This window comes from Bradyrhizobium sp., from assembly GCF_047605465.1.
In the GTDB taxonomy this organism is placed as follows: domain Bacteria; phylum Pseudomonadota; class Alphaproteobacteria; order Rhizobiales; family Xanthobacteraceae; genus Bradyrhizobium.
The window spans coordinates 109,710-133,362 of sequence record NZ_JASGFS010000008.1 but is presented as its reverse complement, the minus strand read 5'-3'; the positions used below and the strand labels follow the sequence as shown (position 1 = coordinate 133,362).

The 23,653-nt window shown below is 63.3% G+C and carries 22 protein-coding genes; 3 read left to right on the top strand and 19 right to left on the bottom strand.

The genetic code is table 11. From position 1 onward, the window contains the following. Positions 1-10: 10 nt before the first annotated feature. From QM712_RS10580 to QM712_RS10535, 10 genes are all read right to left on the bottom strand, one after another. Positions 11-988, bottom strand: coding sequence for a Bug family tripartite tricarboxylate transporter substrate binding protein (locus QM712_RS10580; protein ID WP_415023035.1), 978 nt, complete (start codon positions 986-988; stop codon positions 11-13). Positions 989-1,066: 78 nt separating this feature from the next. Continuing rightward, on the bottom strand, positions 1,067-1,762 hold the full coding sequence (locus QM712_RS10575) for a histidine phosphatase family protein (RefSeq protein WP_415023034.1): 696 nt from the start codon (positions 1,760-1,762) through the stop codon (positions 1,067-1,069). A gap of 74 nt (positions 1,763-1,836) precedes the next feature. Continuing rightward, the gene (locus tag QM712_RS10570; RefSeq protein WP_415023033.1) at positions 1,837-2,988 is read right to left on the bottom strand and encodes a CaiB/BaiF CoA transferase family protein; all 1,152 of its coding nucleotides are present in this window, start codon (positions 2,986-2,988) and stop codon (positions 1,837-1,839) included. Continuing rightward, positions 2,985-4,259 carry a 3-hydroxyacyl-CoA dehydrogenase NAD-binding domain-containing protein gene (locus tag QM712_RS10565; protein ID WP_415023032.1) on the bottom strand — a complete coding sequence of 425 codons (1,275 nt, stop codon included), beginning with the start codon at positions 4,257-4,259 and terminating at the stop codon, positions 2,985-2,987. Before QM712_RS10565 ends, QM712_RS10570 begins: the two co-directional genes overlap by 4 nt. Continuing rightward, positions 4,213-4,875 (bottom strand): nitroreductase, encoded by a 663-nt coding sequence (locus QM712_RS10560; protein ID WP_415023069.1) that lies wholly within the window; start codon positions 4,873-4,875, stop codon positions 4,213-4,215. The genes QM712_RS10565 and QM712_RS10560 overlap by 47 nt, the downstream gene beginning before the upstream one ends. Before the next feature lie 10 nt (positions 4,876-4,885). Next, positions 4,886-5,935, bottom strand: a complete 1,050-nt coding sequence (locus QM712_RS10555) for a phosphotransferase family protein (protein WP_415023031.1) — start codon at positions 5,933-5,935, stop codon at positions 4,886-4,888. Between the two features lie 5 nt (positions 5,936-5,940). Then, positions 5,941-7,185 (bottom strand): acyl-CoA dehydrogenase family protein, encoded by a 1,245-nt coding sequence (locus QM712_RS10550; RefSeq protein WP_415023030.1) that lies wholly within the window; start codon positions 7,183-7,185, stop codon positions 5,941-5,943. Positions 7,186-7,206: 21 nt separating this feature from the next. After that, entirely contained in the window at positions 7,207-8,001 is a 795-nt protein-coding gene (locus tag QM712_RS10545) for an SDR family NAD(P)-dependent oxidoreductase (RefSeq protein WP_415023029.1), read from the bottom strand. A 10-nt stretch (positions 8,002-8,011) separates the two neighbouring features. Further along, complete coding sequence (locus QM712_RS10540) at positions 8,012-8,773, bottom strand: SDR family NAD(P)-dependent oxidoreductase (protein ID WP_415023028.1); 762 nt, start codon at positions 8,771-8,773, stop codon at positions 8,012-8,014. After that, positions 8,770-10,422: an AMP-binding protein gene (locus tag QM712_RS10535; RefSeq protein WP_415023027.1), complete on the bottom strand. Its 1,653-nt coding sequence runs from the start codon at positions 10,420-10,422 to the stop codon at positions 8,770-8,772. Before QM712_RS10535 ends, QM712_RS10540 begins: the two co-directional genes overlap by 4 nt. A 206-nt stretch (positions 10,423-10,628) precedes the next feature. On the opposite strand from QM712_RS10535, the gene QM712_RS10530 reads away from it, so the two are divergent. Beyond that, positions 10,629-11,648: a zinc-binding dehydrogenase gene (locus QM712_RS10530; RefSeq protein WP_415023026.1), complete on the top strand. Its 1,020-nt coding sequence runs from the start codon at positions 10,629-10,631 to the stop codon at positions 11,646-11,648. Between the two features lie 50 nt (positions 11,649-11,698). On the opposite strand, the gene QM712_RS10525 is transcribed toward QM712_RS10530, so the two are convergent. The 5 genes from QM712_RS10525 to QM712_RS10505 are packed head-to-tail and all read right to left on the bottom strand — an operon-like array spanning position 11,699 to position 16,240. Continuing rightward, positions 11,699-12,910 (bottom strand): ABC transporter substrate-binding protein, encoded by a 1,212-nt coding sequence (locus tag QM712_RS10525; RefSeq protein ID WP_415023025.1) that lies wholly within the window; start codon positions 12,908-12,910, stop codon positions 11,699-11,701. A gap of 33 nt (positions 12,911-12,943) precedes the next feature. After that, complete coding sequence (locus QM712_RS10520; RefSeq protein ID WP_415023024.1) at positions 12,944-13,639, bottom strand: ABC transporter ATP-binding protein; 696 nt, start codon at positions 13,637-13,639, stop codon at positions 12,944-12,946. After that, positions 13,636-14,334 carry an ABC transporter ATP-binding protein gene (locus tag QM712_RS10515; protein ID WP_415023023.1) on the bottom strand — a complete coding sequence of 233 codons (699 nt, stop codon included), beginning with the start codon at positions 14,332-14,334 and terminating at the stop codon, positions 13,636-13,638. The genes QM712_RS10520 and QM712_RS10515 overlap by 4 nt, the downstream gene beginning before the upstream one ends. 2 nt (positions 14,335-14,336) lie before the next feature. Further along, positions 14,337-15,341, bottom strand: a complete 1,005-nt coding sequence (locus QM712_RS10510; protein ID WP_415023022.1) for a branched-chain amino acid ABC transporter permease — start codon at positions 15,339-15,341, stop codon at positions 14,337-14,339. A gap of 41 nt (positions 15,342-15,382) precedes the next feature. After that, a complete protein-coding gene (locus tag QM712_RS10505; RefSeq protein WP_415023021.1) occupies positions 15,383-16,240 on the bottom strand; it encodes a branched-chain amino acid ABC transporter permease in 858 nt (285 codons plus the stop codon). 339 nt (positions 16,241-16,579) lie between these two features. Here QM712_RS10505 and QM712_RS10500 point away from each other — a divergent pair, with 339 nt between their 5' ends. Next, positions 16,580-17,446: a MaoC/PaaZ C-terminal domain-containing protein gene (locus tag QM712_RS10500; RefSeq protein ID WP_415023020.1), complete on the top strand. Its 867-nt coding sequence runs from the start codon at positions 16,580-16,582 to the stop codon at positions 17,444-17,446. A 50-nt stretch (positions 17,447-17,496) separates the two neighbouring features. Here the strand turns inward: QM712_RS10500 and QM712_RS10495 are convergent, their stop codons facing one another. From QM712_RS10495 to QM712_RS10485, 3 genes are all read right to left on the bottom strand, one after another. Next, entirely contained in the window at positions 17,497-18,501 is a 1,005-nt protein-coding gene (locus tag QM712_RS10495; RefSeq protein WP_415023019.1) for a hypothetical protein, read from the bottom strand. Positions 18,502-18,674: 173 nt separating this feature from the next. Next, positions 18,675-19,970 carry an MFS transporter gene (locus tag QM712_RS10490; RefSeq protein ID WP_415023018.1) on the bottom strand — a complete coding sequence of 432 codons (1,296 nt, stop codon included), beginning with the start codon at positions 19,968-19,970 and terminating at the stop codon, positions 18,675-18,677. Between the two features lie 64 nt (positions 19,971-20,034). Continuing rightward, entirely contained in the window at positions 20,035-21,156 is a 1,122-nt protein-coding gene (locus tag QM712_RS10485; RefSeq protein WP_415023017.1) for a phosphotransferase, read from the bottom strand. 96 nt (positions 21,157-21,252) lie between these two features. On the opposite strand from QM712_RS10485, the gene QM712_RS10480 reads away from it, so the two are divergent. Further along, complete coding sequence (locus QM712_RS10480; RefSeq protein WP_415023016.1) at positions 21,253-22,155, top strand: LysR family transcriptional regulator; 903 nt, start codon at positions 21,253-21,255, stop codon at positions 22,153-22,155. A gap of 60 nt (positions 22,156-22,215) precedes the next feature. On the opposite strand, the gene QM712_RS10475 is transcribed toward QM712_RS10480, so the two are convergent. Then, the gene (locus tag QM712_RS10475) at positions 22,216-23,427 is read right to left on the bottom strand and encodes an ABC transporter substrate-binding protein (RefSeq protein ID WP_415023015.1); all 1,212 of its coding nucleotides are present in this window, start codon (positions 23,425-23,427) and stop codon (positions 22,216-22,218) included. Positions 23,428-23,653 lie beyond the last annotated feature (226 nt).

Sequence of the window (23,653 nt, the reverse complement as noted above, 5' to 3'; positions counted from 1 at the left end):
GCTCGGCCTGCTACTTCTTTTCGATCTTCGCGATCTCGACGATCTGCGCCCATCGCCTGGTGTCCGCATCGGCGAACGCGCCGAGTTCGGCCGGCGTCGTCAGGAACGGCTTTGCGCCGACAGATTCCAGATAGGCCCGCGTCTCCGCGGTCTCCAGAAACGCGCGCACTAGACGGTTGAGCCGATCGACGATATCAGCCGGCGTGCCCGATCGCACGAAGACGCCGACCCAGGCGGTCAACTCCGATCTGTGCAGCCCGACCTCCTTCATCGTGGGCGCATCCGGCAGGTTCGCAATCCTCTCCCCGCTGGTGACGGCGAGCACCCTGAGTTGATGATCCTGAATCAATCCCTGGGCGCTGGCGGGATCGGCGAAGACACAGTCGATCTGACCGCTCAGCAGATCGGTCAGCGCCTGCGGCATGCCGCGATAGGGCACGTGCTGCATCTGGATGCCGGCTTCATAGCGAAACAGTTCGGCGGCGCCCCTGCTCGACGTGTTACCGCTTCCGAACGACAAGGGTTGCGCGCGTGTCTTTGCGAGCGCGACAAATTCGGCGACGCTTCGCGCGGGGAAGTCCTCCTTGACGGTGAGCAGCAACGGGATGCTCATGACACCCGCAACCGGTGCAAAATCCGCCTTGGGATCGAACGGCATCGCGTTGAACAGATTGACGTTGGCGGCCTGGGTCGAGTTCGTCGTCACGAACACGTTGTAACCGTCCGCGTCAGCCTTCAGCACGGATAGCGCCGCGAGGTTTCCGTCGGCGCCGGGCTTGTTCTCCACCAGCACCGTCACGCCTGCCTGGTTCTGGATACTCTCGGCAAGGCGCCTGGTCACGCCATCGGTCGCGCTGCCGGCCGGAAACGGCACCGTCAACGTGATGCGCCGGGAAGGAAACGGCTGCGCGGAGACGTCTTGCGAAACCAGCGCCGAGACAAGCACGGCGACGACAATACAGGCCGTCGTGAGGATGCGAATTGTCATGCAAGACGGCTCCCAGAGGACATCTTCAAAGTGAGCGACATTGACCTACCGCGCGGCTCATGGCCGGCAGGCGCAACACTAGCAATATTCGTCGTTGACGCATTCAACCGCCAGATCAGCAAGCGTCGTACCGGATATGCGCGTCAGGGAACAATGTCCGATCCGCAACTTGTTCCTGTTCTCGAGCCCGAGGGCGTGCTGCACCAGAACCTTGATCGGCGTGCCGTGGCTGAAGACCGCGATGGTGCGCGCTTGCGACGCCAGCAGGTCCTCGCATGCACCAAGCACTGCGGCATTGAATTGCGCCTCATCTTTCCCGAAGAACGCTGCGGGCGAGGCCAGGAACTCCGTCCATCGTTCCGGATATTCGCGCTTGATGGTCTCGGGCGAGCGGTAACGATCGGTATGCAGGTCGACCTCGGCAATCCCCTCGACAATCTCGACCGGCAGATCAAGCAGGGACGCCAGCGGCTGCGCCGTCAGGCGCGCTCGCCTTTGCGGGCTCGACACGATCCGATCGATCCCGTCGCCGGCCAGCAATTCGGCGACGCGACGCGCTTGCAGCATTCCCTGGCTGCTCAAGGGAGGATCGCCGGGGTCCAGCGGATTCCCCTCGTCCGGCTCGCCGTGCCTGACGAGGATGAGGCGGGTCGTACCAGGAAGCTCTTCAGCCATGTTCGTTCTCCGCTCGAAGCGCACCGGCAGTCTGCGAGAATGGTCCGCTCCGTCGATCGTCGCGCCCTTCGCGCTCCGAAAATCGGCCGCCGCAATCAAGCGGCGGCCAAGTCACAGGAGAGCAGGCATACCGGCCTGCCAGCGGAACCTTCATTCCACAGCGCCAAATCGTCTCAGAAATCAGCCATCGCGCCGACTGCCACCAAGGCCTGGCGATCCCCTGCGGAGATCCCCCAATCCGCCAGGGCGGCGTGGCCGTCCGCCCCAGGCCGCGACGCCGGTCGCGCGAGTTCGGATGCGGTGCGTGAAAATCGCGGCGCCGGACTGGGATGACGAACGCCATCGAACATCGCGTAGACGTCGCGCGTCTTCATCTGCGGGTGCGCCGGCGCTTCATCCATGGTCAGCACCGGCGAAAGACAGGCGTCACGCCCGGCGGCCGCTGCAACCCATTCGTCTCGCGTCCGCGACGCGAAGACCCGCGCAAACACGCCTCGCATCATGGGCCAAGACGATCGGTCGTTCTGCGCAGGCATCTGCTGCGGATCGAGCCCCATGACCTCGACGAGGTTGGCGTAGAAGTGCGGCTCGATGGCCCCGGCCGCGACGTACTTCCCGTCTTTGGTCTCATACGTACGGTAGAATGGAGCTCCTCCATCCACGATGTTGTCGGCGCGTTTCTCCGACCATGTGCCCTGTTGGCGAAAGGCCTGGAATGCCGACATGAGGTGGGTGACGCCGTCGATCATGGCGACGTCGATCGTCTGTCCTCGCCCCGAACGTTTCGCTTCCCATGCGGCCGCCAGCACGCCGACGACGAGATAGAGGCCCCCCCCACCGAGATCGGCCACCAGATTGAGCGGCGGCGGCGGCGGCCGATCATCGTCGCCGAGGCAATGGAGTGCCCCCGTCAGCGCCAGGTAATTGATATCGTGACCGGCCTCCTTCGCCAGCGGTCCGGATTGCCCCCAACCGGTCATGCGCGCATAAACCAGCAACGGATTGGCCGCGTGGCACGGCTCCGGCCCCAATCCGAGCCGCTCCATCACGCCCGGCCGGAATCCCTCCACGAGGATGTCCGCCTGCCGCAACAGCCTGAGGATCGTCGCGACCGCTTCCGGCTTCTTCACGTCCAACGCGATCGAGCGCTTGTTTCGATTGTAGAAGTCGAACTGCGGCGGCAAGTCCGGCTCGCTTCCCGGCTTGAGAATGCGATCGATCCGCAGCACGTCCGCTCCGAGATCTCCCAGCAGCGCGCAGGCAAACGGCGCGGGCCCGATGCCTCCCATTTCAACGACACGAAAACCATCGAGCGGTCCCGTCACGATTCACTCTCCGTCTTCCGATATTTCGACAATCCTGCGCCATCGCGCGCGAGCCCGTGCAGCCACGGACCTGGCGCAAACCGTTCGCCATGCGAAGCCGCGAGCCGATCGCACAATTCGACGAATTCGTTGATGCCGAACGCTTCGACCCAGCTCGCAATTCCTCCCAGGGATCTCGGAAATCCGAGACCGAGGACCGAGGCCGTATCGGCGTCGTCGGCGCTGGAGATGGTCCCCTCCTCCAGGCAGCGCATGGCTTCGCGCGCTTCCGCGGCCAGCAGACGCAATTCCACGGCTCGCCCATCCGGTTGACTGTCTGCCCGTGGATAGAGCGAGCGCAGACCAGCCCAGAGCGTGCGTTCGCCCCTTGCCGGCCAATCGTAGAAGCCGCCGCCGCGACCGCGGCCACATCGTCCGCTCTCAACCAGCACTTTCAGCACCGGCTCGGCCAAAGGCCGACAAAAGCGGGCTTGCTGGCCGTCGGCGCGGGCCTGCCTCGCCTGCTGCAAATTCAACGCGATACCGGTCTCATCCAACGTTGCGAGCGGGCCGATCGCACGACCGACGGCGATCGCCGCGGTGTCGATCCGCTCGCCTTCGACGCCCTCCCGAAGCATGCACACCGCCTCGTCGAGATAGGCAGCGAAGACACGCGTTGCGAAGAAGGATGGACCATCGCGGACGACGATCGGCACCTTGCCGATCGCCTTCACGAAGGCAAGACCGTCCCGCAAGGCCGCCTCCGACGTTTTTTTCCCTTGGACGACCTCGACCAGAGGCATGCGCTCGGCGGGAGAAAAGAAATGCAGTCCCAGGAACCGCTCCGGACGGCGCAGGGGCGCGGCGAGCCCCGACACCGCAAGCCCCGACGTATTCGTCGCCACGACCGTGCTGCTGGAGACAGCCCGTTCGATCTGACCCAGCACGTCCGCTTTGATGGAGCGGTCTTCGGGCACGCTTTCGATGACGAGGCCGCATCGGCTCAGTTCGTCCGCCGTGAACGGCCTGGTTGCGATCAAGTCCAGAATCCGGCCGCACTGGTCCTTCGACATCCGCCCCCGGCTGACCTGACGTTCGACGGAGGTCCGGATACGCTGGTTCGCGTCCGACGCCCGATCCGCATTCCTGGCGTAAAGGACGACCTGCCGTCCGGCAGCCGCGACGGCCTGAGCGATGCCGCGCCCCATAAGGCCGGCCCCGACGATCCCGACCGGGTTCGTCGCATCAGCGATGGAATTGGACCACGTCATTGATCTCTGCACGGCCGACACGAGCCGTGTTCGCTTTCACGCCCGGATCTTCGTATCCGAACGATATTCCAAAGAGCAGTTTCAAATTCGAAGGCACTCCGAGATGGTCGCGAACCACGTCCGGAAACAGGCCGAGAGCCCCCTGCGCACAGGAGGCAATTCCGTGCGCCGTCAGCAGGAGCATCACGCTCTGCGCGTACATGCCGATATCGGTCGCCTCACGCGTATCGAACGGCTCGGACATGAAGATGAAGACGGCATGGGGGGCATCGAAGAACGCGTGGTTGCGGATATAAGCCATCTTCCGGCCCACGGCGTCGTGACGCTCGACGCCCATGGCGCCGTACAACGTCCTCGCCGCATCGACCTGACGCTCGCGATAAACGCCCGTGAACACGCCGTCGGCCGGCCAGTCCGGCTTGATCGGCTCGTCGCGCATCCCTGCCGATGTCAGAGCTTCACGCAGCCGTTTCAGCGTGTGCCCCGAAACCACGTGCGGCGTCCAGGGCTGGACATTGCAGTTCGACGGCGACCACTGCGCAAGCGCGAAGACCTTGCGCAGGACTTCGTCCGGAACCTCGCGCTGGAGAAATCCCCGGACGGAACGCCTCGCCCGGATCGCCTCCTCAACGCTCATGGCGCCTTGTTCACTCACGGCCGCTGCCCTCCTCGATCAAGTCCAGCCCCCGCTTCGCATAGGCACGCGCAAGCTTGCGCCCAATCCGCGCCGCATCCGGCAAGACGTTGTTGCCTTGATCGCCGCGTACGGCGACGCCCGCGCTGCCGACGGCACCGCGGAACATCGCGAACACCTGATGAAACCGCCCTAACCTTTCCCGTGCGCCCGACAATTCGTAATAGCGCTCGAGATATTCCTGCTCAGGGGGGATGCCCAGTTCGTCCAGTGGAAGGCCGAGCAAGCCACCGTTCTCGTCCGGCGCCATTTGATAGGCTTGGCTGTTGAATGCCAGATCGACCAGGGGATGACCAAGTGTCGATAGCTCCCAGTCGAGGACGCCGATGACACGCGGCTCTTTTGCGTCGAACATCACGTTGGCGATACGGAAATCGCCGTGGCAGAGCGCAAGCGTCTGGCTCTCCGGAACGCGCTCTCCCAGCCATCCCACGATCTTGTCGAGGTCCGGATTATCATCGTCGCCGCGTCGGAATTGCTCCCATTGCGACGACCAGCGCGTGAACTGCCGAGCGAAATAGTTTCCCGGCCGTCCGAAATCACCGAGCCCGAGCTTCTGATAATCGAGGCGATGGATTGCCGCCAGCGTCGCGCACATCGAACGATAACATTCGCTGCGTTCGGCCGGAGACAGACCGGTCAGGGCAAATTCCTGAAAGACACGCCCGTCCAGCCATTCCATCAGATAGAATGGCGTACCGAGGACCTCGCGGTCCTCGCAGTACCGGTAGGGCCTGGGCGTCTTCACGTCACTGCCCTGCAGCGCGGTCAGCACCCGATATTCCCGATCGATGGCGTGCGCCGAGGGCATGAGGACACTCCCCGGCTGCTTCCTCAGTACTCCGCGCCAGTCGCCCCGCGTAACGAAATAGGTCGGGTTCGACATCCCGCCGCTGGTCCGCTCGACTTGCGTGCGAGCGGCACCACCGAGCCAGGACTTCAAATAGTCATCCAGGCGAGCGATCTCGAAATCGACATTGCGATCAGCGGCTGGCGCGCTCATGCCGGTCAGCTCGCGCGCTTGCCGCTGAAGCCGAACAGGTACTGGGCCACGCGCCGCATCTGCACTTCCTCCGTCCCCTCCGTGATCCGGTAACGACGGTGATGCCGATAGATGTGCTCGAACGGCAGGGCTCGGCTGTATCCCATGCCGCCATGGACCTGCATCGCGCGGTCAGCCGCCTCGCAGCACAGGCGATTTGCGCGGAAATTGCAGATCGAGACCATGTCGCTGATCTGCAGCGGATTCTGCCGGTCCATCTGCCAGGCCGTACGGAAGATGAAGTTCCGCACCATCTGGTATTCCGCCCACAGCTCAACGAGCGGGAATTGAACCGCCTGCTTCTTGGCGAGGGGCTCGCCGAAGGCGACCCTCTCGTTGGCGTATTTGACCGTTTCCTGGATACAGTAGCGCGCGGCGCCGGCGCTGGCGGCCGCCTGGCGAATCCTGTTCTCGTGCACGAAGCGCTGCGCGACGACGAGCCCTTCGCCTTCCTTGTGAAGGATGGCGCTGTCGGGCACGCGCACGTTCTTGAGCTCCGTTTCCGCGTGATCGCTCGGCATGTTGAACGTCCAATGGTTGTACAGGACGTTGTGGCCCGGAGCATCGGTCGGAACGACGAAGGCGGTAATGCCCTTGGCATCGCCCGGCTTTCCCGACGTTCGCGCGAAGATCAGGTTGGCATGAGCTCTCGCAACCTGGCTGTTCCAGCGCTTGCGCCCGTTGATGACCCAGTGCGCGCCGTCCTTCACTCCGGTGGTTTCCAGCCAGGTGGCGTCGCTGCCGTGTCCGGGCTCAGTCAGGCCGAAGGAGAGATGCTTCTTTCCGGTGATGATTCCTTCGATATAGGTCTTCTGTTCCTCGCTGCCGTAGTCGGCGATCGCCGGAATGATCGGAAAGTTGCCCACGATCGACGATTCATCCTGCAGATCGTTGTGCAATCCGAGCCCGCGCGCCGCGAGATGCTCGCGGATGGCGGCGATGGCCAGATTGGAAGCGGCCTGTCCGCCGCAGGATTTGGGCAGCCCGTAGCGCAGATGCCCTGCCTTGTCCGACCTGCGCTCCATCTCGCTGATCAAGGCGCGCCACTCCGCACGAGGGCGGCCGTCATGGTCCCAGTCGGTTCGCGCATTCTCGCGGCGATGGTCGAAGAACTGCATGTTGTCGCGCTCGAGGGGCTTGATCTCGGCCTCGATGAACGCATCAAGCTCCGTGAGCTTGTCGGTAATCTCCTGCGGCAATTCGAAATCCACGGCCTGCTTCCTTCCTTTGTGTTATTTGTTCGGGAGTGCGATCCGCCCGTATGGATGCGTGCTGCTGACGCCGCCGTCGACCGACAGCAATTGGCCATCGACATAGGAGGAGTCGTCGCTCGCCAGGAACGCGGCGGCGGCCGCGATCTCCTCCGCGCGTCCGGGACGCTTCAGCGGCGTGACATGGCCGAGCTTGCCCTCGATGCCGCGCGACCGCGCATCTTCGAAGACCTTGCTGGTCAGCTTGGTCTCGACGAGCCCCGGCAGCACGGCATTCACGCGCACGCCGGTCCCGGCGAAGGCGTTGGCGGCCGTCTGGGCGAGATTGTTCACCGCCGCCTTGCTGGCGCTGTAGGAGATCGCGCCCGCATTTGCGCGCAGAGATGCGGCCGACGACGTCAGGATGATCGACCCATAGCCCTGCGCCACCATGTGCTTGCCTGCATACTTGACCGCGAGGAAGCAGCTGATGGTGTTGATCCGGTAGACCTCGCTCCATTCTTCCGTGGTCTGCTCGAGCAACGGCGTATTCGTTCCGGTCACGCCGATATTCGCGAAAAACACCTCGAGTCCGCCGAGGTCGGCAACGCACCGCGACACGATGGCCTCGACGTTCGCCTCGACCGAGGCGTCCGTGATCATCGCCGCGGCCTTTCCACCATTCGCCTTGATGAAGGCTGCGGTCTCTTCGGCATTGCCGGCCCGTCCGACGACCAGCACGGAGGCGCCTTCTTGCGCGAAACGAATGGCGCTGGCACGCCCGATGCCACTGCCGCCCCCGGTGATCACCGCACGCTTGCCGTCAAGCCGCTTCATCGTGGTGCTCCTATCTGCTGGGAACCGTCCATCCACCGTCAGCCGTGACTGACGCTCCCTGGACGTAGCTCGCGTCGTCGCTGGCAAGAAAGGCAGCCAGCGCCGCGATCTCTTCCGGCTCGCCGAAGCGGCCCATCGGCATCTCGCCGCGTCTCTTGGCGATGGTCGCCTCGTCGTATTGAGCGAGCGAGGCCGGAGTTCCGATCATCCCCGGCGCGATCGCATTGACCCGAATGTTCTGGGCGCAGAGTTCGATGGCCGACGCGCGTGTCAACCCGACCACGCCGGCCTTCACGGCGGCATAGACGATGGCATCCTTGGTCGGATGCTCGGCGGCGATCGAGCTCAGATTGACGATTGATCCTCCGCCCCGCTGCAACATCTGCGGAACAGCCGCCTGAGTGGTCCAGACCAGGCCAAGCACGCCGACACCGATCATCTTCTCGGCCGTCTCGGCGTCGATCTCGTCAAGGGGCTGAAACCTGGCGAACACGGCATTGTTGACCAGCGACGCAATCGGTGACGCAAAATCGCGCTGGATCGTCTCGAACGCGACGCGAACCTCGTCCCGCTTGGCGACATCGACACCGTAGGCCCTGGCTTCGAAACCCTTGGCCTGCAGTTGCTCGACCGCAGGCCCGAGCCTGCGCGCACTGACGTCGACGCAGGCAAGGCGCGCTCCCTCGTTCCCGAAGCGCTCGGCGATCGCCAGTCCAATTCCCCGCGCCGCCCCGGTCACGACGCAGACGCGGCCCGAGAAGCGCCCGCTCATGCACTCGCCTTCTGTGCGCTATCGACGAACTCCTTCGCCTTTTCCTTCAGCAGGAACTTCTGCACCTTGCCGGCGGGCGTCCGCGGCAGGTCGTCGATGAAAATGATGCGCTCGGGCCAGTACTGTTTCGCCACCTTGTTTCCGGCCATGTACGTCTGAAGGGCGGGCAGATCGAGGGTCTGTCCCGGCCGCAGCACGACGAACGCGCAGGCCTTTTCACCCAGCCGCTCGTCCGGATATCCGACGATCGAGGCCGACAGCACCGACGGATGCTTGAACAGGAGGTTCTCGATTTCGAGAACCGGCACGTTCTCGCCGCCGCGGATGATGATGTCCTTGCTGCGGCCGTTGATGCGGATGTAGCCTTCATCGTCCATGAAGGCCAAATCACCGGTGTCGAACCAGCCATCCGTGTCGAAGGGATCGAGGTCCTCGCGCTTGTAATAGCCGAGGCACATCTGGGCACCGCGAACTTTGAGTGGTCCCGTCTCTCCGACCGGCGCGGGAGAACCGTCCAGCCTCAAGACCTTCACCTCGACACCGTCGAGGGGACGACCATCGGTCTTGGAGGATTTCTCGAGCGCGCGCTCGGGCTCGGTCAACGTGCTCGACAACGACTCGGTCATACCCCAGAGCGAACAGACCTTCAGGTTGAGCTCGCGATAGACGCGGTCGATCAAGGCGGGAGGAATGGGAGCGCCCGCGCAAAGGAATTTGCGCAGCCTCTCCGGCTTCGGCGCGCCTGCCCCGACGGCCTCGCACATGTCGGCCAGGAATGTCGCGGCGCCCGCCGAATAGGTGACGCCGTTCTCCGACATGATCGAGACACCGCGCGACGGATCCCAGACGTCCTGGAAGATCACGGACGCACCGATCTTCAGACCGAGCAACATTCCCGCCGCGAAGCCTGTCATGTGCCCGAGCGGCGAGCACACCAGCATCGTATCGTCGCTGCCGAGACCAAACCGGCCAGCGAGCGCGATGTTGCACGCCAGAAGCGTATTCAGGCAGTGCATCACGCCCTTCGGGGATCCGGTCGTTCCCGACGTGAACATCAGGACCGCCATCTGGTCGGGCGGAAGCGCGCCGATCTCGCCAGCCGGCGGCGGCGCGAGGCGGTCATCCGTCGCAAGCAGCGCCTGATGGAAGCTGTTGGCTCCCATTCCATCGACGACGATCACATGCTCGAGCTTCGGCTGGGCGGCCTTCAGCGCCTGCGCCATCTCCTCATGATCGAAGCCGCGGAACGACTTGGGGACCACCAGGAGCTTGGTCTCGGCAAATCCGAGCATGTAGTTGAGCTCATGCTCGCGAAAGATCGGCATCAGCGGATTGACGACCGCGCCGACGCGAAACGCTGCCAGGGCGACGACGGCGAACTCCCACCAGTTCGGCAACTGCACGGAGACCACGTCGCCCCGCCCGATGCCCAGCCGCTTCAGCGAAGCCGCGGCGCGCGCGATCCGGTCCGCCAACTCCCGATAGGACAACCGGACCGGCGCGTCGGGACGATCCGTCCGGTAGGCCAGCAGCGCAAGCCTGTCCGGCGCCGAGGTCACGCTGGCCTGGAGAAATTCGTCGAAGTTCTTGTCAATCCAGAAGCCCTGCGATCGCATCGACTGCGCGTGCTTCGCTGCATCGAACCCCATGCTGTCCTCCCTTAGCCAAACCGAGGCCCCCGCGACTGCGGGTTTATTTGATGTGCTAGTTTACTATTTTTTCTCCGGCTCGCAAGTGCGATTATTCCGCGCAGCGATAGTTGTTATGGCGAGCCCGTCACTTTCCTGCTTTCATTTCTGGTACACTAGCATCCTAATGCGAAAGAGATTTCGAAGGCCGAACGGGGAAGACGCGAATGAAGGCAGCAGTTCTGGAGCGACGCGGGGCAGACGGCCTGAGCTGGCGCGAGTTTCCCGACCCCGTTCCGAGGCCGGGCGAGTCGATCCTGAAGGTCGCCGCGTCGTCGCTCAATCGCGTCGATCTCTACATGCGCGACAACGGCGCCGGCATCACCCATACGCTCCCGCAGGTCTTGGGCGTCGAGGCGGCTGGCGAAATCGTCGAGACCGAGCCCGGCAGCGGCTTGCGCAAGGGCGCGAAGGCCATCCTCTACTCCGTCGCATTCTGCGGCAAATGCCGCTATTGCGAGGCCGGCGACCAGCCGCTCTGCGTCAGCGCCCGATTGATGGGAGAGCATCGCCACGGCGGCTTCGCCGAATACGTCGCCATGCCCAACAGATGCTTTTTTGAACTTCCGGACGAAGCCGACCTGATCTCAGCCGGGTCTCTGATGGTCGGGCATCTGACAGCGTGGCGGATGATCTTCGGCAAGCGCGCACTTCAGCCGGGCGAAAGCGTTCTCATTGTCGGCATCGGCGGAGGCGTCGCGGTCGCCTGTCTTCAACTCGCCCTTCTCGTGGGGGCTCGCGTCTACGTGACGTCGTCGAGCGACGCGAAAATTGCGCGCGCGATCTCCCTGGGTGCCTCAGGCGGGGTCAACTATACCAGGGATCCGGTTTCCAGCTCCATTCTGGAACTCAGCGGCGGCGGCGTCGACATGGTGATCGACTCCGTCGGACAGTCGAGCTGGAGTGAGTCTCTCAAATCCCTTCGCAGGGGCGGCAGGATCGTCACCTGCGGGGCGACGAGCGGCTCAAACCCGTCGGCGGACCTGCAGCGCCTCTTCATCCGGCAGCTCGAGGTGTACGGCTCGACGGGCGGCAGTGTCGGCGAATTTCGTCAGTTGCTCGACGTCTTCAACCGCAGGCTGATCAAGCCCGTCACCGATGAGACCTTCAGCATGGCCGACATCCGCTCGGCCTGCGATCGCCTTGCGGCCGGCTCCCAGTTTGGAAAGATCTCCCTCCAGACTTGAAACCATTGCGGAAAGCCCGCGGCTGCACACCGCGGGCTTTCCGTCGTCGGTTACATCTTGCAGGCGGGATCGACCGCCGGAATGATGTCGGCGCCCGCCTCGATCTTCTTGATCTCGTAAGTGGGCTTGCCATCAGAGCCGGCGACGATCTGATTGATGGCCATCGGACGTATGGTTTGATGGTCCCCTGCCCGAATTTCGACATCACCCAGGACAGTCGTGGCCTTCAGCCCTTCGAGCGTGGATCGCAAGGTGTTGACGTCGGTTGACTTCGCCTTGTTGAGGGCGGCAGCCATCAACTCGATCGCGGCGTATTGGTCGGCTGCGGTGTAGGGAGGCAACTGGCCGTTGTACTTCTCCTTCCAGGCCTTGACGAACGCTTCCGCCTTCGCGCCCGGGAAGCCCGGCACGAAGCCGAGCGGCTGGTAGACGCCCGTTACGGTTTCCCCCATCGCCGGAAGCACCTGGGGAATGACGAACGAGTTGCCGAGCACCATCTTGTATTTCTTGAACAGGCCGAACTGTTGCTGCTGCTTCGCAAGGTTGATCGCATCGCTTCCGAAGATCGTGACGAAGAGCCCCTCCGCCGGATCATTGCCCAGTTCGGAGATCTTCGCGCCGAAGTCGGCCGTTCCGGACGGCGTGAACAGGACTTTCCCGACCGAACCGCCGAGGCCGGCGACCAGCGTCTTGAACTTGTCCGCGGCGTCGCGTCCGGCCGCATAGTCAAGCGCGAGAATGTCCCACTTCTTGACGCCCTGTGTCTTCAGGAAGTCCTTGACCGCGCCCATGATGATGGAGTCGCTGACATTGACGCGGAACAGGTTGGTCGAACAACCCTTCCCCGTAAGACCGTCCGCCTGGGCGTACACTTCCAGCATCAGCGCCTTCAGCGCCGGCAGCTTGGCGGCGAGCGCCGGCGAGACGGCCGAGGTGTCCATGCCGGTGATGAAGATGGCGCCGTTCTTCTGGATCGCCCTCGTCGCGCCGTCGACGGCCGTATCCGGCGTGCCGGGATAGGTGATGAAGTCAGCCTCGAGCTTCTTGCCCATCACGCCGCCCGCGGCATTTACATGCTCGATCGCGAGATTGACGGCGTTGGTCTGGCTTTCCTTCAGGCCTGCCAGAGGACCACTGTCGATGAGCAGGACGCCCACCTTGACGGACTCCTGCGCCGATGCCGCCCCGGCGACGAGACCCAAGGTGGCGCCGAACGTCGCCAGCCGGACCGAACGCAGGACAGATTGACCGAAACTTCTCATGTTTTCCCCTCCTCTGATGATTGATTGCTCGCCTTACAAGGCCATGAGCGCCTGGTTTTCAGCGGCGCCGATCAGTTCGATCGGACCCGCCCCGACAACCTCTCCCTTGGAGAGGATCACGAAGCGCTCGGTTGCCCGTTTGACGAGGCTCAAATGCTGCTCGACGACAAGAACGCCTGTCCCGGCTTTGCGAATGTCGATCAAGGTGTCGACCAAGCCGTCGACGAGCACCGGCGAAAGTCCTTCGGAAGGCTCGTCGAGGAGAAGCAGGTTCGGATTGGCCATCAATGCGCGGCCGATCGCCAGCATCTGCTGCTGACCGCCGCTGAGCATCGTTCCCATCTGGCCGGCGCGCTCCTCCAAAACCGGAAAGAGCTTGAAGACGCTGCGCAGGTCCCACGGACCGGGCCGTCCGGTCGCCTTGCCGAGCAGCAGGTTTTCCCTGACGGTCAGGTTTGGTAGCAGCCGGCGTCCCTGGGGTGCGATCGAGATGCCCAGCTTGGCCGCTGCATATCCCGGCATCCGCTCGATCCGGGTGTCGCCGACCCAGATCGCGCCGCCGGTGACGTTGGTTTCCCGAAACAGGGAGAGCAGCAGGGTGGATTTTCCGGCGCCGTTACGGCCGACGACTGCGACGGACTCTCCGGATTCAATCGTCAGATCGGCACCGTGCAGCACCGTCGATGCACCGTAGCCGGCAAACAATGCTTCGATCCGGAGCAGGCTCATGCCGCGCTCCCCAGATACGCAGCGATCACGCGGCTATCCTTGCGAATCTCGGCGGGCGTGCCGGTTGCCAAATGGCGCCCGAGATCGAGCACCGTCACCATGCCGCAGCAGGCGAACACGGCCTCGACATCGTGCTCGACGACCACGGCGACGATCTTCTGCTCGCTGACGAGCTCGCGAAGATGCTCGAACAGCCGCAGGGTCTCGACCGCCGACAAGCCGGCACCCGGCTCGTCCATGAGAAGAATGTTCGGCCGGCCGAGCAGCGCGAGGGCAACGTCGACCCTGCGCTGCACCCCGTATGCGATCCGCCCTGCCTGCTGATCGAGATAGGACACCAGATCCATGAGGCGGATGATGTCGTCCAGGCGATCGTCGACGAGATGGGCTGCGACCAGTTCGAGCTGCTCTCGGACGGTCAGGTCGGGAAAGATGCTCGTGCGCTGGAACGAGCGCGACATGCCATTGCGGCGACGCCAGGCCACTGACCGCTTTGTGATGTCCTCTCCCCGGTAGCGAACCGAGCCGGCGGTGGGACGGCGGCGGCCGCAGACCGCGTCGAGCAAGGTGGACTTGCCCGCCCCGTTCGGGCCGATGATGCCGTGCAGGACGCCCTGGTCGTGCACGTCGAGATCGACGTCCGCAAGCGCCCGAAGCGAACCATAATTGACCGACAGCCCCTCGATCTTGAGCATGTTCAGGACTTCCCTCGCGGACGATCGAAAGCCGGCACGGCACGTCGTACGGCCGCTACGAGACCGCCCACCACTCCACGCGGAAACACCACGATGAAGAGCACGATCGCCACGCCGGTCAGCAATTGCGTCGCGCCCCGCGCTCCGAACTCGTCCTGCGCGAACGCGAAGATCAAGCCGCCGGCCAGGGGACCGATCGATCCGGCGGTTCCGCCCATGAGGGCCGCGACCAGGGCATTCGTGCTCACCCCCAGGCCAAGGCTTTCCGGCGATACGAAGCCGGTGTTCAGGACGTGCAGCAGGCCGGACACGGCGGCAACGGCGTTGACGAGGACGTAGGCGACGACTCTCGGGACATAGGTGTCGAACCCGGAGAAGCGCATGCGCTCCTCGTTCTGGCGGACCGCGCGCAGCGTCGCGCCGAGCCTCGACCGCGAGACGCTCCAGAGCGTCACGCCGATCAACCAGACCGCGGTCCAGCCGATCGGCCAGAAATGCTGCGGACTGGCGAAGTCGGCCGCCTGCATGCCCAGGATGGTCCCCTTGAAGCTGACGACCAGGCCGTCGGCGCCGCCGGTGTAGTCGTGCACGGCTTCCAGCATCACGACATGGCTGATCATTTCGCCGGCAGCCAGCGTCAGCATCATGAAGGCGAGTGGATTGGTGCGCACGATCAGCGCGCCCAGCACGCTCGCATATGCAATGACCGCCAGAAAGGCGAACACGATCGCAGCGCCCGGGCTCAGGCCCCATTCGCTCATCGCGATCGCGAACAGATACCCGCTGCCGCCGTAGACGCTGGCAGCACCGAGCGCGACGAGACCGGCTTCGCTCATCAGGAAGGCGACGCTCAATGCGAGCAAGCCCAGAAGCAGGCCTTCGTTGGCCAGCTTGAGCGTGAAGTCGCTCGCAAGATATCCCGGCAGCACGCCGCCAAGGCCGAACAGGACCGCGCCTGCGACGATCGCAGCCGGCACACGAAAGGACGAACTCGCGCGTCCGGACATCGTGACCTCACGCAGATTCTTTTGAACAGGGGCTCCGCTGGTCAACTCAACACCCTTCCCCGACCGATCCCGCCGGGCGCGATCAGCAGCACGACCATCAGCAGCACGTAGGGAACCAGCGCCGCCACGTTCGGCAGGAACACCGATCCCGCGACCTGGACGAAGCCGAACAGCAGAGCGGCGATGATCGCTCCCGCGATGCTCCCGGTGCCGCCGATCACCACGATGATGAGGCAATCGACGATCATGACGACGTCCATGCCCGGATCGATCGACAGGTACGGACCGGCCAGAACGCCCGCGATTCCAGCAAAGGCCGCACTGAGGCTGGTGACGAGAAGGCTCAGCTGGTCCGAATTGATCCCCATCATGCGGGCAACGCCCGGATCCTGGCTGACGGCGCGGACGAACAGGCCCGACGACGTGAACCTCAGCCAGATCGCCAGCGACACGCAGGATCCCAGGCCCATCAGGATCAGGAACACGCGATAGACGGGATAGGACAGGCCCAGCAATGTCACCGATCCTGACAGGATCGCCGGCGCCTCGATGCTCCGCGCTTCGCCGCCGTAGATGAAGATGATGATCTGGCCAAGGATGATGCCGAGACCGAGCGTCACCAGCGCCACTTCGATGTGCGAACGGCTCTTCAGCGGACGCAGCACCAGGAATTCGAAGACGATCCCGACGAGCGCCAGCAGGATCGGAACGATCAGCAGCGCCAGCCAGAACCCAGTCACCTTGGCGACGGTGTAGCCGAGGTAAGCGCCCAACATATAGAGCGCTCCGTGTCCGAAATTGATGACGTCGCGCAATCCATAGATCAATGCCAGCCCGCTCGCGAGCATGATCAGGAGAGAGGCAAGCGCCAGGGAGTTGGCGATGAGAAGCGCGATCAAAGCGAAGCCCCGAGACGCTGGGCTGCACCTTCGCGCGTGCACAATGCCCGCGCCGAAGGCGCGCGCTCTTCCTCTCGCAATCTGGCCTCCCTTTGCACCATGTCGAACCGGACCGGCGCCGTCTTTATATTCGTCAGCTTTAGCGGGTCGCCCCAAAACTGGTACACTTCTTTATTATATCTTGGCGTTCCGCGCAAACGATGTTTTGTCGCATTATCGGCTGTTTTTGCAATGCATTGACGATCCATCGCAGCACAACACAATCCGACGAATGCAAATCGGTACGCATATACACCAATAATCCCGCCGGCTTTCGCCAGCCTTCCAGAGGACGACAGGATGAATCTCGAGAACGTCATCGCGCGCCATTTCCCGCCGATCCGCCAAACCTATGATTGGCGGGCGGCCGCGCTCTACGCGTTGAGCCTGGGAATGGGAAAGGACCCGACGGACGAGGAGGAATTGCCCTACGTCTACGAAGGCCGCGAACAACAGGCAGTGCCGAGCATGTGCGTCACCCTCGGCTGGCCACCTCTCTGGATCGCCGAGCCGGCGATGGAGATCAGTTGGCCCCGCGTCCTTCACGGCGAGCAACGGTTCGAGCTCCATCGCCCGCTGCCCCCTGGCGCAACGATAACGGCCTCCCATCGCGTGAGAGCGGTGGCCGACAAAGGTCCCGGCCGGGGCGCGGTGCTGTATTTCGAAACGGAGATCGAGGACGCAGCGACCGGAACACCTCTGGCGAGTCTGAGGGCTGCCAATTTCCTGAGGGACGACGGCGGCTGCGGCGATTTCGGCGATACACCGCGCCCGTTGCCCGCACTCCCTGCTCAGGACTCCCCTGATCAGTCGATCGACTATGCCACGTCAGGACAGGCGGCCCTTCTGTACCGGCTCGCCAGCCACGACTACATGCCCATCCACGCCGATCCCAAGCTCGCGCGCCGTGCGGGCTTCGACCGTCCGATCGCCCACGGCCTGAACACACTCGGGATCGCCTGCCGCGCAATTCTCAAGCTCGTCCTGCCGCACGCGCCTCACCGGCTGCGAACGATGGCCGTGCGCTTCGTATCGCCGGCATTTCCGGGCGACACCATCCGCGTCGAGCTGTTCAGGCGCCCCGAAGGAATACGCTTTCGCGCATGGGCGATCGAGCGCCAAATCCTCGTGCTCGACCGCGGCCATTGCGAAATTTCTGATGGGTAACGACCTTCGGGCGTTGACCAGGGATCGGCCAAGCATCGCCCGACCAGGCCTTAGCTGGTGATGGCCGGTATCCTGTCGGTCCACCGGCGACCCCGCAGCCGTGCCTCCACGGCGAGGGAATGGTTCTCCTGCGCCGAACCATGGCCAATGCGGCCGTCAAGCTCCCATCGCATCAGCCCATACCAGCAGATGGCATTGCCATACGCCCGCCAGGGGGCGCCGGCCAGCGGCACACCACGGAGCTGGTGCTTGCGGCCGCGCTGGTCGGTCACCAGCGCGTCAATGACGATCGGCGTGACGCCCAGCCTCGAGGTCGTCATCTCGACGTTCATGATCGCCATGACTTCTCCCTTGTCCAGCAAGTAGCCGTGGGCGAACCGCTGGTCCGCGCCGGTGGCCTTCTCGGGATCGAGGTGCATGTGGAAGCGGAAGCCGAGTTCCTCGCCGAACTGCGCCCACAGCGAATTCATCGGCGGAATTTCCAGCTCGGGACGGGGTCCCCAGCTGTGATTCATCCGGTCGACGATGTCGATCTTGTAGTCCTTGCCGCGGAGCCTGAGACGGCCGGTGAAGCGGCCGTGCATGTCGAAATGCCCCTTGTAGCCGCTTCCCATCGAGGTCCGCGCCAGCCGCTCCTCCTCGGTGGCACCCGCGAGCGGATTCTGCCGGGGATCGTGGATGTCGAAGGGATCCATGATCCCCACGATCTTCATCTCGAGCTCGACGCCGTCCCGCCCGCTGTACTCGATGAGATAATCGCGAGGCGGCTTGACCGCCTTGACGCTCAGTCCATTCGGGCCGTGAAGGTGCGAGAAGCGCGCAGGCGCAGGAAGGTGGAAGCGTGTGTCGACATAGAGCGCTTCGAATTCCGTTTCGCTCACCGAGCCGATGAAGCGGACATCGTTCTGCATGCAGCCCAGAACCGGCCGGACACAGACATAGACGTGACCGAAGATGCGCTCCTCCGGGATGGAGACCGGCAGATAGTAGGTTTCGGCCCAGGTGTAATCATCCTTGTCGGTGTGGTGGTATTCCAGATCTTGAGCAGTAATCATGTTCTCTTTCCCTAGCTTTCGACTCTCGCGTCCCGCTCGGCAAGAAACGCGCCCGCATGCCGCGTGAACGCGTCCCCTACCGTCACTTCCATCTCCGGATTGCGGCGAGCCCGGCCCTCCTCCTCCCGATGGTCGCTTGTCCGGCAAACCGGTCAGCCCTCGCCCCCCGAAGATCAGGCCGACGGCATCTTCCTGAAGGCGAACGACATCGCCACGCCGGACAGGACGATGGACGTCGTGATCAAGTACATTCCGAGCACGGTGGAACCGGTCAGGTCTGTCACGATGCCGAGCATGTAAGGACTGACGAAGCCGCCGAGGTTTCCTAGCGAGTTGATCGTCGCAAATCCGATCGCCGCGGCGCTCCCTGCATAGATCCGCGCGAGGATCGCCCAGAACACCGTCGATGTCGCGAGAATGCCCACAGCAGCCAGCGTCAGCCCCAGTAACGCGAGACCCACGCTCGCGCTGAAATACGCGCTCATCCAGAAGCCGATCGCCGTGATCGACACCGATGCAATCCGGACGGTCTTTCTCCGGCCCGGCGAATCCGAGAACGGTCCGACGAAAAGGACCGCGATTCCGGCCGCCAGCCACGGCAACGACGACACCCAGCCGATCGTCCAGGTGTCGGAGATGCCCGACTGCTTGATGATCTGGGGAAGCCAGAAGGCGATCCCGTAATAGCCGATCAAGAGCAGGAAATAAGCGGCGCAACAAAGCAGCGTCTCCGGCTTGCGCAACGCGTCCTTGTACGTATGCGCATTGGCGCCCTCCGCGACGTGCGAGACGGCGTCCTGCGCCGCCTTCTTCTCTCCCTCGGTCAGCCAAGGGGCGTCCTGAATCCTGTTCGACAGGCCAAGCAGGATCAGGGGAGCGACCGCGATGGTCAGCAGTCCCTCGACCAGGAACAACCACCGCCAGCCGGAATAGCCGAACGTCCCGTTCAGCTGTGTCAGAATCAACCCCGAAAACGGCCCGGACACGACGAACGCGATGGGCGCAGAGACCCAGAACAGCGCGTTGAATCGCCCACGCTGACTGTCCGGAACCCACTGCGACAGAAACAACATGACTCCCGGCGCGGCCCCCGCTTCCGCCGCTCCGATCACGAACCTCAAGACGTAGAACAGCGTCGTGTCATGGACGAAAGCCAGCGCCGAAGTGGCGATGCCCCAGGTCAGCACGATCCGCGTGAACCAGATCCGTGCGCCGACCTTCTCCAAGGCGATGTTGCTGGGAATTTCGAAGATGAAATAGCCGAGGAAGAATATCCCGGCGCCAAAGCCGTAGGCAGCGTTGCTGAACCCGAGTTCCTGCTTCATCTGCAACGCCGCGAAGCCGACATTCGCGCGGTCGAGATTGGCGAAGAAGAAGATCAGAATCAGGATCGGAATGATCCGCCAGGCGATCTTGTTGTACAGCTGGCCCGTCTCATCCGTCGTGCAGACGGTCGTTATCGTAGTCATTGCCCCTCGATCCTTGCGCTGTTGCCTTGTTGGTCCATCCCGGCGGGTTGCCCTCGCCCACGCCTCATCGAAACTCCGGCAACAGCTCGAAGACATCCCAATCGAGCATCGCCGTGATCGAGCGCTTCATCAGCGCATTCTTCCGCCGGACCGCTCTTTCATGCGTATTGATGTTGATCCCCACGATGTAGATGACCGTGCAGAAATCGAAGAGCATGGCGCGCCGGTAGTCCTCCGTCGCCTCGGCCACGGAGTATGGGATTCCGAACTGCGAAATCTGCTCGGTGTAGCGACGAATGAGACCGGCCTCGTGGGCTCGACGTGCCTCGACATCCATGCTGTGGCTCACGAGATACGAAAAGTCGCGGATGCCCTTCGAGGGACGCACGGCCTGCCAGTCGACCGCGACGATCGGGTCACGTTCATCCGGCCCGAACAGCAGATTATCGAGCCGCAGGTCGCCGTGGCCCAGGGTCGCCGGCTGCGCGAAGAGCCACTCCTGCAAGGGACCGATGGCGTCGAGATAGGCCTCTCTTGCACGACGGACACTGTCGGGCACGTAATCGCCGAAGCGGTTCTCCATCTCCTGCCAGGCAGCTTCGAATTTGGCCCGAGGCGGCATCTGCAGGGGAGCAAGATCGACCTGCTTCATCTTCCCCCAATATGGGCCGTGAAGCTGCGCCATCAGGTCGACGGCCAGCTCAGCCTCATGAAGCTTGAGCCCGACCGTTTCGTCGCCGGCGCGATGATCGGGAAAATCCTCGAGGATCAGCGCGAAGAATTCTCCATCGGTGCTAATGTCGGCGAAATGGCACATCGGCGCCCTCACCCGAACCGACTTCACGAGCACGTTGTAGAAGTTGATCTCGCGCTGATAGAGACCGATGGTCTTCGACGCTGCCCGGCGCGTCGCATCAGTCGTCGCGAATTTCGCGAACAGGCTTGCCGGCGCATGGTGCGCCGCATCACGGTTCGCATACTCCAACTTCAAGCGCACGGAGTCGCCGGTCTGACCGAACCCCGCTCCGACGGGACAGACCTCCACCTTCGCGATCGCTTCGGCGTTCGACAGAACTTTCCTGCTCTGCAAAACTTCAGTCAGCCAAGCGGCATTCACTGCGTCCGGCGACGCAGGAAAAGAACAAGCCATGGTTCCTCCCAATAGGCCCTTGTCTTCAATGAGCAATTCGCTCTTCGCTGCGCGATAGCACAGCTGCTCTTGTTGACGTGATCGAATCTTGGATGTTACGGTTATCGGCTAGATCAATAAGAGGTTTGGTAGGTGCTCAAGTCGCCGATCGAACTGCGCCAGCTCCAGTTGTTCCTGCAGCTTGCCGCCGAGCTGAATTTCAGCCGCGCTGCCAGGAAAGCCAATATTTCCCAGTCATCGATGACGACGCAGCTCCAGCGTCTGGAAGACGTGCTTGGCGTTCATCTGGTCGATCGCAATCGCCACAGTGTTCGCCTCACCGCAGCGGGAGAGATGCTGCGAAGCGAGGCACTCGGCGTCGTCGATCGGGTCGAGACGCTGGTTGAACGGACCCGCGATGCGGCCGGCAACGTCAGGCCGACGCTCCGCATCGGCTACTCGGAGATGGCGATCAGTTCGCCGATGCCGAGAATCATCCAGCACTTCCGCAAGTGCTATCCCGACACCGATACCGTCCTGCTCGAGCAGTCATCGAACGGCTCGGAGAAGGCTTTGCTGAAGGGAACGCTGGACTGCGTCTTCGTGCCGACCCTTCAGGCGAATCCGCGGATCTCCAACCTGACCATCGGCGAAGAGGTCATCCAGGTGTGCTTTCCCGAGACGTCTCACCTGCTCGAGCAGGCCACAGTGCGGATCGATCAGCTTCGGGAGGCGCACCTCATCCTTCCGGACGAAGGCAGTCGCTTCAGCGAACGCATCATGCGGGCGTTCGCACAGGCAGACATCCGGCCACGTGTCATCACGCGGCTCACGCGCGTGTCCGCCATGCTGACGCTGGTGGCCGCCGAAGCCGGGGTCTGCTTCATTCCGATGTCCCTGGCAGGGCTCGTTCCGAGCGGCGTTGCCGCCCGCCCCGTCGCCCCGCCGGCACTGACCGTCCCGTTCTCACTGGTCTGGCGCCGGGAACCGCACAATCTGGTGGTCGACCGCTTCGTGACGATCGCGCGCAAGATGACCGGCTGCGAGGTCAACTAGCGGGGTCGAGGACGCACCGATCGGCTGGTGCGATCCCCTTCCCGTCCGCCGACCCCAGATCTACTTGGCACTCGCCGACATTCCGGTGTCGTCCAGCAACTTCCAGGACTTTCCCTCGAATTTCGCGAGGCGCAGGGATTCATACGGCGTGTAATCCTCGGGCGTCGTGCTCAGCGCGATCCCGGGCAGCATCATCTTGAAGCGCTGGCCTTTCATGCTGGTCGCCTGCTTCAGAAGATTCTCGCGCGTCAGGTCGTCGCCGCACTGCTTTATCGCCTGCACGATGCCCTGTGCGATCACGTAACCCGACAGGGCGATGAAATCGCCGGGGTTGTCGTTCGGCGCCCACTTCTTCATGAACGCGACGTATTCGATCACTTCGGGATCGTTCTCCCAGGCTGGATCTCCCGCCTGCTTGGTGAATTGCGTCGTGATCACGCCCTGGGCATTCTCGAACCCCGCCGGTTCGATGACGGCCTTGATGGAATTCGACGGGCTCACCAGGAACTGCAGCGGCGCCCAGCCGATCTCCTTGATCTTCCGCAGCCCCTGCGCCGTGAATTTCGGTGTCGAGAAATGAAGGACGACGTCCGCGCCGGCGTCCTTGAGGCGAACGATCAGAGACTCGATCGTGGGCTCCGTGATCTCGTAGGAGACCTCCGCGACCGGCTTGTTCTTGTCGCCGAGGCCGGCCTTCAGGCCCGTCAGGAAGTCCTTGCCGTAGTCGTCGTTCTGATAAAGCACTCCGATCTTCCCATCGGGCTTGTGCTTCATGATGTACTCGCCGAAGGTCCGCCCCTCCATCTCGAAGCCCGGATACATGGGCACGCTCCAGGGGAAGTTCTTCTTGTCGGCAAAGCGGCGTCCACCGGCGGAGATGAAGATGTGAGGCACCTTCGCGCCGTTGAGATACTTCTGGATCGCGACGTTGGGCGTCGTGCCGACGGTGCCGACATCGGCCAGGACCTCATCGCCCTCGACCAGCTTTCGCGTCTGCTCGATCGCCTTGGGCGGGCTGAATGCGTTGTCGAGGGAGATCAGATTGACCTTTCGACCGTTGATGCCGCCGGCTTCATTGATCATCGCGAAGTAGCCCATCATGGTGCGCCCATAACTGGCGAAAGCCGAGGCTGGACCACTATATGCCACCGTCTGACCAAGCTTGATCTCGGTGTCGGTCACCCCCGGTCCGTACTTCTTGTCAGCCGACCAAGCCGTCCCCGCGGTCAGCAGCGCCACGCTCGCGACCAGCGCCGTCATCGCCGTCTTCATGACTTCCTCCGTTGCAGCCTCACCGCACCTTTTCGGGACGGCATCCGGCGGCGTCTCTCTTCCCTGTCGCCGGGCCGCGCTTTTGTTCGGGCCTTCAGCGCGCGAACGCTAACAGACGGTATTTTTACTTACAAGCAGGATGACCTGTTTCTTTTGTCGCGGCCCGCATCGCTCGGCGTTGCCGCGCAGCAGCGATCGAAATTGACGCGCCAGTGCGAAATCCGGC